General features: G+C 43.4%; 15 protein-coding genes. All 15 read left to right on the forward strand.

What is annotated here, in order from left to right:
- The first annotated feature begins 53 nt into the window (after positions 1–53).
- Positions 54–845 (forward strand): DUF3388 domain-containing protein, encoded by a 792-nt coding sequence (locus CW370_RS04310; protein ID WP_003220998.1) that lies wholly within the window; start codon positions 54–56, stop codon positions 843–845.
- 18 nt (positions 846–863) lie between these two features.
- Positions 864–1,778, forward strand: coding sequence for a cell shape determination protein RodZ (gene rodZ, locus CW370_RS04315; RefSeq protein ID WP_024571398.1), 915 nt, complete (start codon positions 864–866; stop codon positions 1,776–1,778).
- 49 nt (positions 1,779–1,827) lie between these two features.
- Positions 1,828–2,409 (forward strand): CDP-diacylglycerol--glycerol-3-phosphate 3-phosphatidyltransferase, encoded by a 582-nt coding sequence (gene pgsA / locus CW370_RS04320; RefSeq protein ID WP_003244753.1) that lies wholly within the window; start codon positions 1,828–1,830, stop codon positions 2,407–2,409.
- Positions 2,410–2,426: 17 nt separating this feature from the next.
- A complete protein-coding gene (locus CW370_RS04325) occupies positions 2,427–3,677 on the forward strand; it encodes a competence/damage-inducible protein A (RefSeq protein ID WP_101169497.1) in 1,251 nt (416 codons plus the stop codon).
- A gap of 172 nt (positions 3,678–3,849) precedes the next feature.
- Positions 3,850–4,896, forward strand: a complete 1,047-nt coding sequence (gene recA / locus CW370_RS04330) for a recombinase RecA (RefSeq protein WP_014664021.1) — start codon at positions 3,850–3,852, stop codon at positions 4,894–4,896.
- Positions 4,897–5,062: 166 nt separating this feature from the next.
- Positions 5,063–6,238, forward strand: coding sequence for a serine hydrolase domain-containing protein (locus CW370_RS04335; RefSeq protein ID WP_024571889.1), 1,176 nt, complete (start codon positions 5,063–5,065; stop codon positions 6,236–6,238).
- A gap of 275 nt (positions 6,239–6,513) precedes the next feature.
- Positions 6,514–8,076: a ribonuclease Y gene (rny, locus tag CW370_RS04340; RefSeq protein ID WP_003221010.1), complete on the forward strand. Its 1,563-nt coding sequence runs from the start codon at positions 6,514–6,516 to the stop codon at positions 8,074–8,076.
- A 68-nt stretch (positions 8,077–8,144) separates the two neighbouring features.
- Complete coding sequence (ymdB, locus tag CW370_RS04345; protein WP_024571890.1) at positions 8,145–8,939, forward strand: 2',3'-cyclic-nucleotide 2'-phosphodiesterase; 795 nt, start codon at positions 8,145–8,147, stop codon at positions 8,937–8,939.
- A 199-nt stretch (positions 8,940–9,138) separates the two neighbouring features.
- On the forward strand, positions 9,139–9,399 hold the full coding sequence (gene spoVS / locus CW370_RS04350) for a stage V sporulation protein SpoVS (protein ID WP_003154135.1): 261 nt from the start codon (positions 9,139–9,141) through the stop codon (positions 9,397–9,399).
- A gap of 264 nt (positions 9,400–9,663) precedes the next feature.
- Entirely contained in the window at positions 9,664–10,707 is a 1,044-nt protein-coding gene (gene tdh / locus CW370_RS04355) for an L-threonine 3-dehydrogenase (protein WP_024571712.1), read from the forward strand.
- Between the two features lie 12 nt (positions 10,708–10,719).
- The gene (locus tag CW370_RS04360; protein ID WP_024571711.1) at positions 10,720–11,898 is read left to right on the forward strand and encodes a glycine C-acetyltransferase; all 1,179 of its coding nucleotides are present in this window, start codon (positions 10,720–10,722) and stop codon (positions 11,896–11,898) included.
- A 147-nt stretch (positions 11,899–12,045) separates the two neighbouring features.
- Positions 12,046–13,575 (forward strand): tRNA (N6-isopentenyl adenosine(37)-C2)-methylthiotransferase MiaB, encoded by a 1,530-nt coding sequence (gene miaB, locus CW370_RS04365; protein ID WP_024571710.1) that lies wholly within the window; start codon positions 12,046–12,048, stop codon positions 13,573–13,575.
- Between the two features lies 1 nt (position 13,576).
- Positions 13,577–14,008 (forward strand): regulatory iron-sulfur-containing complex subunit RicA, encoded by a 432-nt coding sequence (ricA, locus tag CW370_RS04370; protein ID WP_024571709.1) that lies wholly within the window; start codon positions 13,577–13,579, stop codon positions 14,006–14,008.
- A 256-nt stretch (positions 14,009–14,264) separates the two neighbouring features.
- The gene (cotE, locus tag CW370_RS04375) at positions 14,265–14,810 is read left to right on the forward strand and encodes an outer spore coat protein CotE (RefSeq protein WP_003231833.1); all 546 of its coding nucleotides are present in this window, start codon (positions 14,265–14,267) and stop codon (positions 14,808–14,810) included.
- Positions 14,811–14,942: 132 nt separating this feature from the next.
- Positions 14,943–17,519, forward strand: a complete 2,577-nt coding sequence (gene mutS, locus CW370_RS04380; RefSeq protein ID WP_024571708.1) for a DNA mismatch repair protein MutS — start codon at positions 14,943–14,945, stop codon at positions 17,517–17,519.
- Positions 17,520–17,525 lie beyond the last annotated feature (6 nt).

Raw genomic sequence — 17,525 nt, forward strand, 5'->3', positions numbered from 1 at the left:
TGCTTTATGATAAAGGAAGGTAAAATTTTGCCACAATGAAGGGGGTATATCATTTGGCAAAGCTCGAATGGTATTTTGAATATGAAATTCAAGTGAACCGCCCCGGACTGCTCGGGGATATTTCATCTCTTCTTGGGATGCTTTCTATCAACATCGTAACGATAAACGGCGTCGATCTTTCCAGAAGGGGAATGCTCCTCAGGTGCCGCCATATAGATCAAATTAAACGATTAGAATCAATCTTAAAAACGATGGAAACAATTAAAGTAACGAAGCTTAGAGAACCGAGGCTTCGCGACCGTCTTGCCGTACGCCACGGCCGTTATATTCAACGGGATGCCGATGACAAGAAAACGTTCCGCTTTGAACGGGACGAGCTTGGCTTATTAGTCGATTTTATGGCCGAATTGTTCAAAAAAGAAGGCCATAAATTAATCGGAATCAGAGGTATGCCGCGTGTCGGGAAAACGGAATCGATTGTAGCCTCTAGTGTGTGTGCAAGCAAAAGGTGGCTGTTTGTGTCATCAACCTTGCTAAAGCAGACGATAAGAAGCCAGCTGATTGCCGATGAATACAGCACTGAAAATGTCTTTATCGTTGACGGAATTGTGTCAACACGAAGAGGATCGGAACGCCATCTCCAGCTGGTCCGAGAAATCATGCGGCTTCCGGCAACAAAAGTGGTGGAGCATCCGGACATATTCGTTCAAAATACAGAGTATACACTAGATGACTTTGATTATATTATTGAACTGAGAAATGACCCTGATGAGGTTATTACATATGAACATGCCGAGGAACCCCAAATGTTTGATCAATCCGGGTTTTCAAGCTTTGATTTTTAAAATTGGAAGGTGTTTGTTGTGACTGAACTAGGAATCCGGCTCAAAGAAGCCAGAGAGGAAAAAGCAATGTCATTGGATGATCTCCAAGCGGCAACAAAGATTCAAAAAAGGTATTTAACCGCCTTGGAGGAAGGGAACTATGACATTATTCCGGGGAAGTTTTATGTTCGGGCATTCATCAAGCAATATGCAGAAGCCGTTGGGCTTGATGCGGATCAACTGTTTGAGGAGCATAAAAAAGATATCCCTAATACGTATCATGACGATGTGTCTGAAAAGATCTCCGGCATGAATCTTCAAAAGGAAATGCCAAAGCCAGCATCTAAGGCGCTGGAGCTGCTGCCAACGATACTTGTTATTCTCGGCGTGATTGTCGTGATTGCCATTGTGTACGCGATCATTCAGTTTGCGAATCACAAAAGCAGTGATGATCACAATGCGGCATCAGAAAAAGCAATTACGCAAAGTGAGAGCAAGTACGAAATCCCTAAAGATTCAACGCTGAAAGAGAATCAAAAGAACAGCTCTGAAAAAGAGACAGACACTAAAAAAGAAACGAAAGAAAACGAAAATAAGAAAGAAGAAAATGACAGTGATAAGCTGGAGATTAAAGCTGCTGGCACTGAAGGATCGTTAACGACTTATGAAGTGTCCGGCGCTGATAAAATCGAGCTGGAACTGAAGGCATCAGACAGCTCCTGGATTCGAGTGCGCGATGAAAACAGCAGCTCTTTAAAAGAAGGAACGCTGAAAAAAGACGAAACCTATAAAAAAGACATAACTGATCAGAAACAAGTTGATATCCGCACTGGATATGCACCTAATCTGAAAATAAAAATCAACGGTAAGGTTCTTTCATATGAACTTGATCCGAAAAAAGTGATGGCACAAACCATAAAGATTGTAAATAAAAAGGAAGAAAAGTCATCTTAATTACCAGATGACTTTTCTTCACGTCCGAGTATGAAATTGGAGGGGCTTTATGTTTAACTTACCAAATAAAATCACACTAGCTAGAATCGCATTAATCCCAATCTTCATGATTATCATGCTGGCGCCGTTTGACTGGGGCAGGCTCGAAGTTGGAGACGAATCGATCCCGGTCGCACATTTGGCGGGGGCCATTCTATTTATTATTGCATCTACAACAGACTGGGTGGACGGGTATTATGCCCGAAAATTGAATCTCGTAACAAACTTCGGGAAATTTCTTGATCCGCTTGCGGACAAACTGCTCGTATCCGCAGCGTTAATTATCCTTGTTCAATTTGATCTCGCTCCAGCTTGGATGGTCATTGTGATTATCAGCAGGGAGTTTGCCGTGACAGGTTTAAGGCTTGTCTTAGCCGGAACAGGAGAAGTCGTAGCTGCTAACATGCTTGGTAAAATCAAAACCTGGGCACAGATTATTGCGGTATCCGCATTGCTTCTTCATAATCTTCCATTTGAACTTGTGTCATTCCCGTTTGCAGACTTGGCGCTGTGGGTAGCCGTCTTCTTTACTGTCGTCTCAGGCTGGGAATATTTCTCTAAAAATTGGGAAGCGTTAAAAACATCTAACTAAGAAAGAAGGACTTCGTCATGGAATTTCCAAAAAAAGCAGAAATAATTGCAGTCGGTTCAGAGTTGCTGCTTGGTCAAATCGCCAATACAAATGCTCAATTTATCAGCAAACAGCTCGCTGAAATCGGGGTCAACGTATTTTATCATACAGCGGTCGGAGATAACCCGGAGCGGCTGAAGCAGGTCATCCGCATTGCTGAAGAACGCTCTGACTTCATTATTTTTTCAGGAGGGCTTGGACCCACAAAAGATGATCTGACGAAAGAAACGATTGCAAGTACGCTGGGACGCCCGCTTGTCTTAAATGATGAGGCATTCCAATCCATTGAGGACTATTTCAAACGAACAAAACGCACGATGTCACCTAATAACCGAAAACAGGCGCTTGTGATCGAAGGCTCTGACGTGCTGGCGAATCACTTTGGAATGGCCCCCGGAATGCTCACAGAGCATGAATCGCGCTATTATATGCTTCTTCCTGGGCCGCCGAGCGAATTGCGTCCAATGTTTGAAAACGAGGCAAAGCCTCTTCTGCTGAAAAAGATGGGTTCAAATGAAAAAATTGTGTCAACCGTTCTTCGCTTTTTCGGTATCGGTGAATCTCAGCTTGAAGCCGATTTGGAAGATATTATTGATGCGCAAACCAATCCGACAATTGCGCCTTTGGCGGCTGATGGAGAGGTGACGCTGCGTCTGACAGCCAAACACGCCGATGAAAAAGAAACAGAGCGTCTGTTAAAAGAAACAGAGGCTGTTATCTTAGAGCGTGTCGGTGAATTTTTCTATGGTTACGATGATACTTCTCTTGTAAAAGAGCTATCTATAGCGTGTAAGGAAAAAGGCATTACAATTTCTGCGGCAGAAAGTTTTACCGGCGGGCTGTTTTCTGAATGGCTGACGGATCATAGCGGTGCCTCAAAAATATTTGCCGGGGGCGTCGTTTGCTATACAAACGACGTGAAGCAGAATGTGCTTGGTGTCAAGAAGGACACATTAGATCGTTTTGGAGCGGTTAGCAAGGAGTGCGCATCCGAACTGGCTAAGGGTGTTCAAAAACTCACTGGCAGCGATATCGGCATTAGCTTTACTGGTGTAGCAGGACCTGATGCTCAAGAAGGGCATGAGCCTGGGCATGTGTTTATCGGCATTTCCGCAAATGGTAAAGAAGAGGTTCACGAGTTTCACTTTGCGGGCTCCAGAACGGGAATCAGAAAACGCGGAGCTAAATACGGCTGCCATTTAATCTTAAAGCTTTTAGAGCAAAAATAATATTTTCAGCACATTATCCTCCTAAGAAAACATGATTTCTCTGATACATTATGATATTTTGATAGGAATCACGCCAAGAAAAAATCCGAATATGCGTTCGCTTTTTTCTTGGCAAATCCCTTCAAACAGGGTATAGTATATGTAGTGGTAACATAAAGGAGGAAAAAATAGAATGAGTGATCGTCAGGCAGCCTTAGATATGGCTCTTAAACAAATAGAAAAACAGTTCGGCAAAGGTTCCATTATGAAACTGGGAGAAAAGACAGATACAAGAATTTCTACTGTCCCAAGCGGCTCCCTCGCCCTTGATACAGCACTGGGAATTGGCGGATATCCGCGCGGACGGATTATTGAAGTATACGGTCCTGAAAGCTCAGGTAAAACAACTGTGGCGCTTCATGCGATTGCTGAAGTTCAGCAGCAGGGCGGACAAGCGGCGTTTATCGATGCGGAGCATGCGTTAGATCCGGTATACGCGCAAAAGCTCGGTGTTAACATTGAAGAGCTTTTACTGTCTCAGCCTGACACAGGCGAGCAGGCGCTTGAAATTGCGGAAGCATTAGTTCGAAGCGGGGCAGTTGACATTGTCGTTGTCGACTCTGTAGCCGCTCTCGTTCCGAAAGCGGAAATTGAAGGCGACATGGGAGATTCGCATGTCGGTTTACAAGCACGCTTAATGTCTCAAGCGCTTCGTAAGCTTTCAGGGGCCATTAACAAATCGAAGACAATCGCGATTTTCATTAACCAAATTCGTGAAAAAGTCGGCGTTATGTTCGGGAACCCGGAAACAACTCCTGGCGGCCGTGCGTTGAAATTCTACTCTTCCGTGCGTCTTGAAGTGCGCCGTGCTGAACAGCTGAAACAAGGAAACGACGTAATGGGGAACAAAACGAAAATCAAAGTCGTGAAAAACAAGGTGGCTCCGCCGTTCCGTACAGCCGAGGTTGACATTATGTACGGAGAAGGCATTTCAAAAGAAGGCGAAATCATTGATCTAGGAACTGAACTTGATATCGTGCAAAAAAGCGGTTCATGGTACTCTTATGAAGAAGAGCGTCTTGGCCAAGGCCGTGAAAATGCAAAACAATTCCTGAAAGAAAATAAAGATATCATGCTGATGATCCAGGAGCAAATTCGCGAACATTACGGCTTGGATAATAACGGAGTAGTGCAGCAGCAAGTTGAAGAGACACAAGAAGAACTCGAATTTGAAGAATAAAAATAAAATCAGTTTCAAATGATACAAAAGGCTGAGTGAAAAACTCAGCTTTTTTGTATTTTGCAAAAAAATGATAAAAATATTGCTTTTTTTGACAACTTTTTTAGGGCTTTATTCGTCTAACAAAACGTGTGCAAAATGGAATTTATTTTGGGAGGAAAAATGAATGACAAGCCCAACCCGCAGAAGAACTGCGAAACGCAGACGGAGAAAACTAAATAAAAGAGGAAAACTGTTGCTTGGTCTTTTAGCAGTGATGGTTTGCATTACGATTTGGAATGCTCTTCATCGAAATAATGAAGAAAACGAGCCATCTCAAGAAACTGCAGCGGTTTCAAATACCGATCAGAAAAAAGCGGTCAAAAAGAAAACTGCCAAAAAATCAGAGGAACAAATCAAAACAGTGGATCGAAACCAAAAAATCAGCAATTATTTAGAAGAGATCGGTTTCAGCGGAACAGCCATGATTGTCAGAAATGGAGAAATCGTAACAAATAAAGGTTTTGGCTATGCTGACCGTAAACACTACATTCAAAATAATCCATTGACATCTTTTTATGTCGGTTCATCACAAAAAGCGCTGATTGCAACTGCTATTTTGCAGCTTGAGGAAAAGGGGAAACTTCAGACAAGTGATCCGGTAAGTACGTATTTACCTCATTTTCCTAACGGACAAACGATTACTTTGAAGAATCTGCTTACACATACATCGGGGATAAACGGACATATTGAAGGAAACGGCGCCATTACTCCGGACGATTTAATAAAAGATATAGAACTTCAGGGAATCAAACGTCAGCCGGGCGTATGGGACTACAAGGATTCCAACTATTCTGTTCTTGCTTATATTATTGCTGAAGTAAGCGGTGAGCCCTATGAACAGTACATAAAGAATCATATTTTTAAACCTGCGGGAATGACGCATGCAGGCTTTTACAAAACATATGAAAAAGAACCTTATCCTGCCGTCGGGTATAAGATGGAGGGCAGCAAAACAGTTACACCGTATATACCTGATTTATCCCAGCTGTATGGAGCGGGTGATATTTATATGAGCGCTATAGATATGTACAAATTTGACCAAGCGCTGATAGACGGAAAACTGTATTCGCAAAAAAGCTATGAAAAGATGTTTACGCCAGGGAGCAGCTCCACATACGGCATGGGATTTTATGTTGCTCCCGGAAGCTATTCAAACCATGGTGTTATGCCGGGCTTCAATATCTTGAACAGCTTTAGCAAATCTGGGCAAACCATTGTTATTTTGTTCTCAAACATTCAAAATAATGCTAAATTGGGCCAAGTGAACAATAAAATATACCAGCTTCTAAATCAAGAATGATTGGCGAACTTCTTTTGGATGAATTGCATTCGGCACGTGAAAAGACGACTGGCCTGCAAACGTTAAGATGGCAAGCTTGACAAGTATTTCCGACACATTTACAATGAAGTTGTAACATTTGTTTTTTTAACATGATTGTTAAACCATTTAAACTTGACAAGGGCGATGAACACACTCATTCCCTGTGAAGGTTCTGTATGTTGAGAAAACTAGACAATGTACATGCCGACACTTTTTAAGCAACAACCAAGTTCATAGCAAGAGGAGGTGAAAGTATGACCCCAATTATGATGGTTCTCATCTCCATTTTGCTGATTCTACTCGGTTTAGTTGTTGGCTACTTTGTTCGTAAAACCATTGCCGAAGCGAAAATTGCGGGCGCACGCGGTGCAGCCGAGCAAATTCTTGAAGATGCGAAGCGTGATGCTGAAGCACTGAAAAAAGAAGCTCTGCTTGAAGCAAAGGATGAAATCCACAAACTTCGAATAGATGCTGAACAGGAAGTTCGTGAAAGACGAAATGAGCTTCAAAAACAAGAAAACCGTTTACTCCAAAAGGAGGAAAACCTTGATCGCAAACATGAGGGAATTGATAAACGGGAAGCGATGTTGGAGAAGAAAGATCATTCTCTGAATGAACGACAACAACATATTGAAGAGATGGAAAGCAAAGTGGATGAGATGATTCGTATGCAGCAGTCTGAGTTGGAACGAATTTCGAGTCTAACTCGTGACGAAGCGAAACAAATCATTCTTGAGCGGGTTGAAAACGAGCTTTCACATGACATCGCCATCATGACAAAAGAAACTGAAAACCGTGCGAAAGAAGAGGCGGATAAGAAAGCGAAAAACATTCTTTCACTCGCCTTACAGCGCTGCGCAGCGGACCACGTTGCCGAAACAACGGTATCAGTTGTCAATCTTCCAAATGATGAGATGAAAGGACGTATCATCGGACGGGAAGGGCGTAACATTCGTACGCTTGAAACGCTGACAGGAATTGACCTGATTATTGATGATACGCCTGAAGCTGTCATTCTTTCCGGATTTGATCCGATCAGACGTGAGACAGCCAGAATTGCTCTTGATAAACTCGTTCAGGATGGCCGTATTCATCCGGCACGGATTGAAGAAATGGTTGAAAAATCTCGCCGCGAGGTCGATGACTATATTCGTGAGATGGGTGAGCAAACGACATTTGAGGTTGGCGTTCATGGCCTCCACCCAGATCTCATCAAGATCCTCGGCCGCTTAAAGTTCCGTACAAGCTACGGTCAAAATGTGCTTAAGCATTCCATGGAAGTCGCATTCTTGGCCGGTCTAATGGCATCGGAGCTTGGTGAAGACGCAAAGCTTGCTAAACGTGCGGGTCTTCTTCACGACATCGGGAAAGCAATTGACCATGAAGTAGAAGGAAGCCACGTTGAGATCGGGGTAGAGCTTGCGACCAAATATAAAGAGCACCCAGTCGTGATTAACAGTATTGCATCACACCACGGGGATGAGGAGCCGACTTCCATTATCGCTGTGCTGGTAGCTGCAGCAGATGCGCTTTCCGCTGCAAGACCTGGCGCGAGAAGTGAGACGCTCGAGAATTATATTCGAAGACTTGAAAAACTCGAAGAAATTTCTGAGTCCTACGAAGGTGTTGAAAAATCATTTGCCATTCAGGCTGGACGCGAAGTGCGTATTATGGTGAAGCCGGATTCAATTAATGATCTTGAGGCTCATCGACTGGCGCGAGATATCCGCAAGCGAATTGAGGACGAGCTCGATTATCCAGGTCATATTAAGGTGACAGTAATCAGAGAGACTCGAGCCGTAGAGTATGCAAAATAAAGTGATGCGCTAAGCATCACTTTATTTTTTTGACGGCAAGGAATTTTCAAGAAGAAAGGATTTACAAAATGAGAATTTTATTTATCGGAGATGTTGTCGGTTCACCGGGCCGTGACATGGTCAAAGAATATGTACCAAAGCTAAAAACAAAATATAAGCCTCACTTTACCATTATTAATGGTGAAAACGCCGCACATGGAAAAGGCCTGACGGAAAAAATTTATCACAGCTTAATCCAGTCCGGCGCTGATGCAATCACAATGGGGAACCACACATGGGACAAAAAAGAAATATTTGATTTTATAGATGACGTTCCGAACTTGGTTCGCCCGGCAAACTTTCCTGAAGGAACACCGGGGAAAGGGATCACATATGTGAAAGCAAACGGCAAAGAACTAGCAGTCATTAATTTGCAGGGACGTACGTTTTTGCCGCCGCTTGATGACCCGTTTTTAAAAGCGGATGAATTGATCGCAGAAGCTGCGAAAAGAACACCGTACATTTTTATCGACTTTCATGCCGAAGCGACAAGTGAAAAGCTCGCACTTGGCTGGTACACGGATGGACGGGCATCGGCTGTAGTAGGAACTCATACGCACGTGCAAACGGCGGATAACCGCATTTTGCCGAAGGGAACGGCATATATTACTGATGTGGGAATGACTGGCCCATATGACGGTATACTGGGGATGGACAGAGAGACGATTATTAAGCGATTCAAAACGAACCTTCCAGTCCGGTTTACTGTCGCTGAAGGAAAAACAACGCTCAGCGGAGTTGTCATTGACATTGACGATCAAACGAAAAAAGCCGTGAAAATTGATCGTATTTTAATCAATGATGATCACATGTTCTTTGAATAGTTGAACATATGGTTATTTTATAAAAATATTAAAAAGAAAAGCAGGAATATAGCAACTCCTTAGTGAATATAGTAAAAATGGAAGGTAGCCCGCTATTTTTGAAAAGCATTGTGGGGATGGCTTTTTGGATAGCAACATCTAATAATGATTGTTCTAATGAACACTCACTTATCCATTGTAAAATTAAGGGGGAGCAGAAATGGAAATCTTAAAAGTTTCAGCAAAATCGAGTCCAAATTCAGTGGCAGGTGCGCTTGCAGGCGTGTTGAGAGAGCGAGGAGCCGCCGAGATTCAAGCGATCGGAGCGGGTGCATTAAACCAGGCTGTAAAAGCTGTGGCGATTGCCAGGGGATTTGTGGCGCCTAGCGGCGTTGATTTGATTTGTATTCCGGCTTTTACAGATATTCAAATCGATGGGGAAGAAAGAACAGCGATTAAATTAATCGTGGAGCCTCGCTAAAAACAAATAAAGCATTCTCAACCTGTTTGCGTAATGCAAACAGGTTGTTTTTCATTTATTGTGATATTTTCTCCCAATAGTATTTTCAGCATATAAATGAGCGAATATACAAAATCAGAAATGAGCTAAAACGTTTCAAAAAAAATCCCGCCCATTTTTCAAGACAGATACTTTTGTCCTTCTGAAAAAGACAGTGCTGTTTACGCTTATTCCATATCATGGTACAATCCGAATATAACAAGAATTTTTCAAGGAGGATTGTACATGCAGAGTGGAAAGATGAAAGCTCTAATGAAAAAGGACGGGGCGTTCGGTGCTGTGCTGACTGAAGTTCCCATTCCTGAGATTGATAAACATGAAGTCCTCATAAAAGTGAAAGCCGCTTCCATATGCGGCACGGATGTCCACATTTATAATTGGGATCAATGGGCACGTCAGAGAATCAAAACACCCTATGTTTTCGGCCATGAGTTCAGCGGCATCGTAGAGGACGTGGGAGAGAATGTCAGCAGTGTAAAAGTGGGAGAGTATGTGTCTGCGGAAACACACATTGTCTGTGGTGAATGTGTCCCTTGCATAACAGGAAAATCTCATGTGTGTACCAATACTGCTATAATCGGAGTGGACACGGCAGGCTGTTTTGCGGAGTATGTAAAAGTTCCCGCTGATAACATTTGGAAAAATCCCGCTGATATGGACCCGTCGATTGCTTCCATTCAAGAGCCTTTAGGAAATGCAGTTCATACCGTACTCGAGAGCCAGCCTGCAGGAGGAACGACTGCAGTTATTGGATGCGGACCGATTGGTCTTATGGCTGTTGCGGTTGCAAAAGCAGCAGGAGCTTCTCAGGTGATAGCGATTGATAAGAATGAATACAGGCTGAGGCTTGCCAAACAAATGGGAGCGACTTGTACTGTTTCTATTGAAAAAGAAGACCCGCTCAAAATTGTAAGCGCTTTAACGGGTGGGGAAGGAGCAGATCTTGTTTGTGAGATGTCGGGCCATCCCTCAGCGATTGCCCAAGGTCTTGCGATGGCTGCGAATGGCGGAAGATTTCATATTCTCAGCTTGCCGGAACATCCGGTGACAATTGATTTGACGAATAAAGTGGTATTTAAAGGGCTTACGATCCAAGGAATCACAGGAAGAAAAATGTTTTCAACATGGCGCCAGGTGTCTCAGTTGATCAGTTCAAACGTGATCGATCTTGCACCTGTTATTACCCATCAGTTTCCGTTAGAGGAGTTTGAAAAAGGTTTCGAACTGATGAGAAGCGGCCAGTGCGGAAAAGTAATTTTAATTCCATAAAGGGGGATAAACATGACGAAGGAATTTGAGTTTTTAAAAGCAGAGCTTGATAGAATGAAAGAAAACCATACTTGGCAAGACATAAAACAGCTTGAATCTATGCAGGGCCCATCTGTCACAGTGAATCACCAAAAAGTCATTCAGCTATCTTCTAATAATTACCTCGGATTCACTTCACATCCTAGACTCATCAACGCCGCACAGGAGGCCGTTCAGCAGTATGGAGCCGGGACCGGATCAGTGAGAACGATTGCCGGTACATTTACAATGCATCAAGAGCTTGAGAAAAAGCTGGCAGCCTTTAAAAAAACGGAGGCGGCACTTGTATTCCAATCAGGCTTCACAACAAACCAAGGCGTACTTTCAAGTATTCTATCAAAAGAGGATATTGTCATCTCAGATGAATTGAACCATGCCTCTATTATTGACGGAATTCGACTGACAAAGGCGGATAAAAAGGTGTATCAGCACGTCGATATGAGTGATTTAGAGCGGGTGCTGAGAAAGTCAATGAATTATCGGATGCGTCTGATTGTGACAGACGGCGTATTTTCCATGGATGGCAACATAGCTCCTCTGCCTGATATTGTAGAGCTCGCTGAGAAATATGACGCTTTTGTGATGGTGGATGACGCCCATGCATCCGGAGTACTTGGCGAAAACGGCAGGGGAACGGTGAATCACTTCGGTCTTGACGGCAGAGTTCATATTCAGGTCGGAACACTAAGCAAGGCAATCGGAGTGCTCGGCGGCTACGCTGCAGGTTCAAAGGTGCTGATCGATTATTTGCGCCATAAAGGCCGTCCATTTTTATTCAGCACATCTCATCCGCCGGCAGTCACTGCAGCTTGTATGGAAGCGATTGATGTCTTGCTTGAAGAGCCGGAGCATATGGAGCGCTTGTGGGAGAATACTGCCTATTTTAAAGCAATGCTTGTGAAAATGGGGTTGACTCTCACACAGAGTGAAACGCCGATTCTTCCTATTTTAATAGGTGATGAAGGTGTGGCAAAGCAATTTTCAGATCAGCTCCTTTCTCGCGGTGTTTTTGCCCAAAGTATCGTTTTCCCGACTGTAGCAAAGGGAAAAGCCAGAATTCGCACGATTATAACAGCCGAGCACACCAAAGATGAACTGGATCAGGCGCTTGATGTCATCGAAAAGACGGCAAAGGAGCTCCAGCTATTGTAACAAGAGGAAGAGTTTACTCTTCCTCTTTTGATTCCTTATTGATTATTATTCTCAATGAGTGTACAATGATAGGTTGCCAGTTGTGCAGAGCTTCAATAACCTTTATACTGAAGGGTGGAAGTTTGGTTTGAAAGGAGAAAATATGACATGAATGAAAAACAAAAATTAGAGAGCGGACAAGTTAATCCATCGGACAAAAAATCCGAGAAGGATTACAGCAAGTACTTTGAAGCTGTTTACATTCCGCCTTCTTTAAAAGACGCGAAAAAACGAGGCAAGGAAGCCGTTACTTATCATAATGACTTTAAAATTTCTGAACAATTTAAAGGATTGGGAGACGGAAGAAAGTTCTATATCCGTACGTACGGCTGCCAAATGAATGAACACGATACAGAGGTTATGGCAGGGATCTTTATGGCGCTCGGTTACGAAGCGACAAACTCTGTTGACGATGCCAATGTCATTTTGTTAAACACATGCGCAATCCGTGAAAATGCTGAAAACAAAGTGTTTGGTGAGCTCGGGCACTTAAAAGCACTGAAAAAAAACAATCCCGATCTGGTTTTAGGCGTGTGCGGCTGTATGTCCCAAGAGGAATCAGTCGTGAACCGTATTTTGAAAAAACATCCGTTTGTCGATATGATTTTCGGAACGCATAACATTCATCGCCTGCCGGAGCTTTTGTCAGAAGCATACCTTTCAAAAGAAATGGTTGTAGAAGTTTGGTCTAAGGAAGGGGACGTTATTGAAAACCTTCCAAAAGTCCGAAACGGAAAAATTAAGGGCTGGGTCAATATCATGTACGGCTGTGACAAATTCTGTACGTATTGCATTGTGCCTTACACACGCGGAAAAGAAAGAAGCCGCCGCCCTGAGGATATCATTCAGGAAGTGAGAAGGCTTGCAAGTGAAGGCTATAAGGAAATTACACTGTTAGGCCAAAACGTAAACGCGTATGGAAAAGACTTTGAGGATATGACGTACGGACTTGGTGATTTGATGGATGAACTGAGAAAAATCGATATCCCGAGAATCCGTTTTACAACGAGTCATCCGCGCGACTTTGACGATCGCCTCATTGAAGTGCTGGCAAAAGGCGGAAATCTGCTTGATCACATTCATCTTCCGGTTCAATCAGGAAGCTCAGAAGTTCTGAAGCTGATGGCCCGCAAATATGACAGAGAGCGTTACATGGAGCTGGTGCGAAAAATTAAGACAGCGATGCCAAACGCTTCTTTGACAACGGACATTATCGTCGGATTTCCAAATGAAACGGACGAACAGTTTGAAGAAACGCTTTCTCTATACCGTGAAGTGGAGTTTGACAGCGCCTATACGTTCATTTACTCTCCGCGTGAGGGCACTCCGGCTGCTAAGATGAAAGATAATGTACCGATGCGTGTGAAAAAAGAACGCCTGCAGCGTCTAAACGCACTGGTGAATGAAATTTCTGCTAAAAAAATGAAGGAATACGAAGGCAAGGTTGTCGAAGTATTAGTTGAGGGTGAAAGCAAAAATAACCCTGATATTCTTGCCGGCTATACTGAAAAAAGCAAGCTCGTCAATTTCAAAGGGCCGAAGGAAGCCATCGGCAAAATCGTCCGCGTGAAAATCCAGCAAGCGAAAACATGGTCGCTTGGCGGAGAAATGGTAGGAGAAGCAATCGAGGTGAAATAAGATGACGCTCTACTCAAAAAAAGACATTGTGCAGCAGGCACGAAACCTTGCAAAAATGATCTCTGAAACAGAAGAGGTTGATTTTTTCAAACGGGCTGAAGCGCAAATCAATGAGAATGACAAAGTGTCCACAATCGTTAATCAGATTAAAGCCCTGCAAAAGCAGGCTGTCAATCTGAAGCATTATGAAAAGCATGAAGCGCTCAAACAAGTAGAAGCAAAAATTGACGCGCTGCAAGAAGAGCTTGAAGGGATTCCTGTTATCCAGGAATTCAGAGACTCGCAGATGGAGGTAAATGACCTACTGCAGCTCGTCGCACACACCATTTCCAACCAAGTCACAAATGAAATCATCACATCAACCGGAGGCGACCTGCTGAAAGGGGAAACCGGTTCAAAGGTGAAGCATTCAAATAACAGCTGTTCTCTCTAAACACGGTGCCTTTACAGGCCCGTGTTTTTATTTATACGGTTATAAATGAACTAAATAATCTATGTGCCAAATGTTCAATTTGTTTTTCTGTGATCAGCCGCGTGTAAACTTTATCGCACTTATAGGTAAAGTTTCTAGGCACACCTGCATACAATGGAACAGAAACTTTGTATTTTTATATTTTATTTATAAAAATGCACACTAGACAAATGCCCAGCATAAGATAACACGAAGAAGAACAAGGAGGCATGCCGGAATGTCTGAATACAGGGAAATTATTACGAAGGCAGTAGTAGCGAAAGGCCGCAAATTCACCCAATGCACCAACACCATCTCGCCTGAGAAAAAACCGAGCAGCATTTTGGGTGGTTGGATTATTAACCACAAGTATGACGCTGAAAAAATTGGAAAAACGGTAGAAATTGAAGGGTATTATGATATAAACGTATGGTACTCTTACGCGGACAACACAAAGACAGAGGTTGTCACAGAACGGGTAAAATACGTAGATGTCATTAAACTCAGATACAGAGACAATAATTACTTAGATGATGAGCATGAAGTGATTGCCAAAGTGCTTCAGCAGCCAAACTGCCTTGAAGTGACCATTTCGCCGAATGGAAATAAAATCGTTGTGCAGGCAGAAAGAGAATTTTTGGCGGAAGTGGTAGGGGAAACAAAGGTAGTTGTTGAGGTCAATCCTGACTGGGAAGAGGATGACGAGGAAGATTGGGAAGATGAGCTTGATGAAGAGCTTGAAGACATCAACCCGGAGTTTTTAGTGGGAGATCCTGAAGAATAAAAAAGGGACTAGGGGAGACAGCACCCCCAAGTCTCTTTTTTATATTGATATATCATTCTTTTATCACTTTTTGTTTATGTTATAATGAAGGTTGGAAAATAGAAACGTTGATACATAGTGAGGGATTAAACAATGGCTGGTTATACGCCTATGATACAGCAATATTTAAAAATAAAGGCAGAGCACCAGGATGCCTTTTTATTTTTTCGCCTGGGTGATTTTTACGAAATGTTTTTTGAGGACGCCAAAAAAGCGTCACAAGAGCTGGAAATTACGTTAACGAGCAGAGATGGCGGTGCGGCTGAAAAAATACCGATGTGCGGTGTGCCGTATCATTCTGCTTCCGCGTATATCGAACAGCTTATTAAAAAAGGCTACAAAGTGGCGATCTGTGAACAGACGGAAGATCCGAAAGCCGCAAAGGGCGTTGTGAAAAGAGAAGTGGTTCAGCTTATTACGCCCGGAACTGTAATGGACGGCAAAGGCATCCATGAATCGGAAAATAACTTTATCGCATCTGTTTCAGCCTGCTCGAACGGATACGGACTTGCGCTGTCTGATTTAACAACGGGAGAAAATTTGGCTGTTTTGATTGAACGGCTTGAAGACGTCATATCAGAAATTTATTCCGTCGGCGCACGGGAAATCGTGGTTTCAGGAAGCTTGGATGCCGATACAGTGGCACAGCTGAGAGAGCGGTGCGGTGCAACGATTTCAATTGAAGACGGAGAAACAGACGAACACGTAACGATCATTGAGCACTTAAATAATGAAGATATAACAAAAACATTTCTGCGCTTATATACGTATTTGAAAAGAACCCAAAAGCGCAGCCTTGATCATCTTCAGCCCGTGCAGGTGTATGAGCTTGAGGAAGCGATGAAAATTGACTTGTACTCAAAGCGTAATCTGGAGCTGACCGAAACGATCCGTTCAAAAAATAAAAAAGGCTCCCTTTTGTGGCTGCTGGATGAAACAAAAACGGCAATGGGAGGCCGGCTGCTTAAACAGTGGATTGACCGGCCGCTTATCAGAGTCAATCAAATCGAAGAGCGCCAAGAAATGGTGGAAACATTGATGTCCCATTTCTTTGAACGGGAAGATCTGCGTGAACGTTTAAAAGAAGTATATGACTTAGAACGCCTTGCCGGACGCGTTGCATTCGGAAATGTCAATGCCCGGGATTTGATTCAGCTGAAGGAATCGTTAAAGCAAGTTCCTGGCATCAAACAGCTGGTTGCTTCACTGGCTCATGACAAGGCCAAGGAACGTGCAGAGCGCATTGATCCTTGCGGGGATGTACTTGAACTGCTGGAAGAAGCGCTGTACGAAAACCCTCCTTTATCTGTAAAAGAAGGGAACCTGATTAAAGATGGTTATAATCAAAAGCTTGATGAATATCGTGATGCAAGCAGAAACGGAAAAGACTGGATTGCCCGCCTGGAACAGCAGGAGCGGGAATACACAGGCATTCGCTCTTTAAAGGTCGGCTTTAATAAAGTTTTCGGTTATTACATTGAAGTGACAAAAGCAAATTTGCATTTGCTTGAGGAAGGGCGTTATGAGCGGAAGCAGACGTTAACCAATGCAGAGCGCTACATCACACCTGAATTAAAAGAAAAAGAAGCGCTCATTTTAGAAGCGGAAAATAACATCTGTGAGCTTGAGTACGAGCTGTTTACTGAGCTGCGCGAGAAAGTGAAGCAGTATATTCCGCGGCTGCAGTTGCTTGCAAAACAGATGAGCGAGCTGGACGCACTGCAATGCTTTGCGACAATCAGTGAAAATCGCCACTACACGAAACCGGAGTTCTCTAAAGATGAAGTCGAAGTGATTGAAGGCAGACACCCGGTTGTTGAAAAAGTCATGGACAGCCAGGAATATGTCCCGAACAACTGTATGATGGGCGATAACAGACAAATGCTTCTCATTACAGGTCCAAACATGTCAGGGAAAAGCACGTATATGAGACAAATCGCGCTCATTTCCATTATGGCGCAAATCGGCTGCTTTGTACCCGCGAAAAAAGCGGTGCTTCCGATTTTTGATCAAATTTTTACGCGAATCGGCGCTGCAGATGATTTGATTTCCGGACAAAGTACATTTATGGTAGAAATGCTTGAAGCGAAAAATGCGATTGTCAATGCGACGAAAAACAGCCTCATTCTGTTTGATGAAATCGGGCGGGGAACGTCCACTTATGACGGCATGGCGCTGGCACAGGCGATTATTGAATATGTTCACGATCATATCGGTGCCAAGACGCTGTTCAGCACACACTATCACGAGCTGACCGTTCTTGAGGACAAGCTGCCTCAGCTGAAAAACGTTCATGTTCGCGCTGAAGAATATAACGGAACGGTTGTCTTTCTTCATCAAATCAAAGAAGGTGCCGCTGATAAAAGCTATGGTATCCATGTAGCTCAGCTTGCCGAACTGCCGGAAGATCTGATTGCGCGCGCTCAAGATATTTTAAAAGAGCTTGAGCATTCAGGAAACAAACCGGAAGTGCCGGTGCAGAAACCTCAGGTGAAAGAAAAGCCGGCACAACTGTCCTTTTTTGACGAAGCGGAAAAGCCGGCTGAAACACCAAAGTTTTCAAAAAAAGAAAAGCAAGTGATCGATGCCTTCAAATCACTTAATATACTGGATATGACACCGCTTGAAGCGATGAATGAAATGTACAAGCTGCAAAAGAAATTACATTAAAACGGG

The organism is Bacillus sp. SN32 (assembly GCF_002837495.1).
Lineage (GTDB): Bacteria > Bacillota > Bacilli > Bacillales > Bacillaceae > Bacillus > Bacillus subtilis.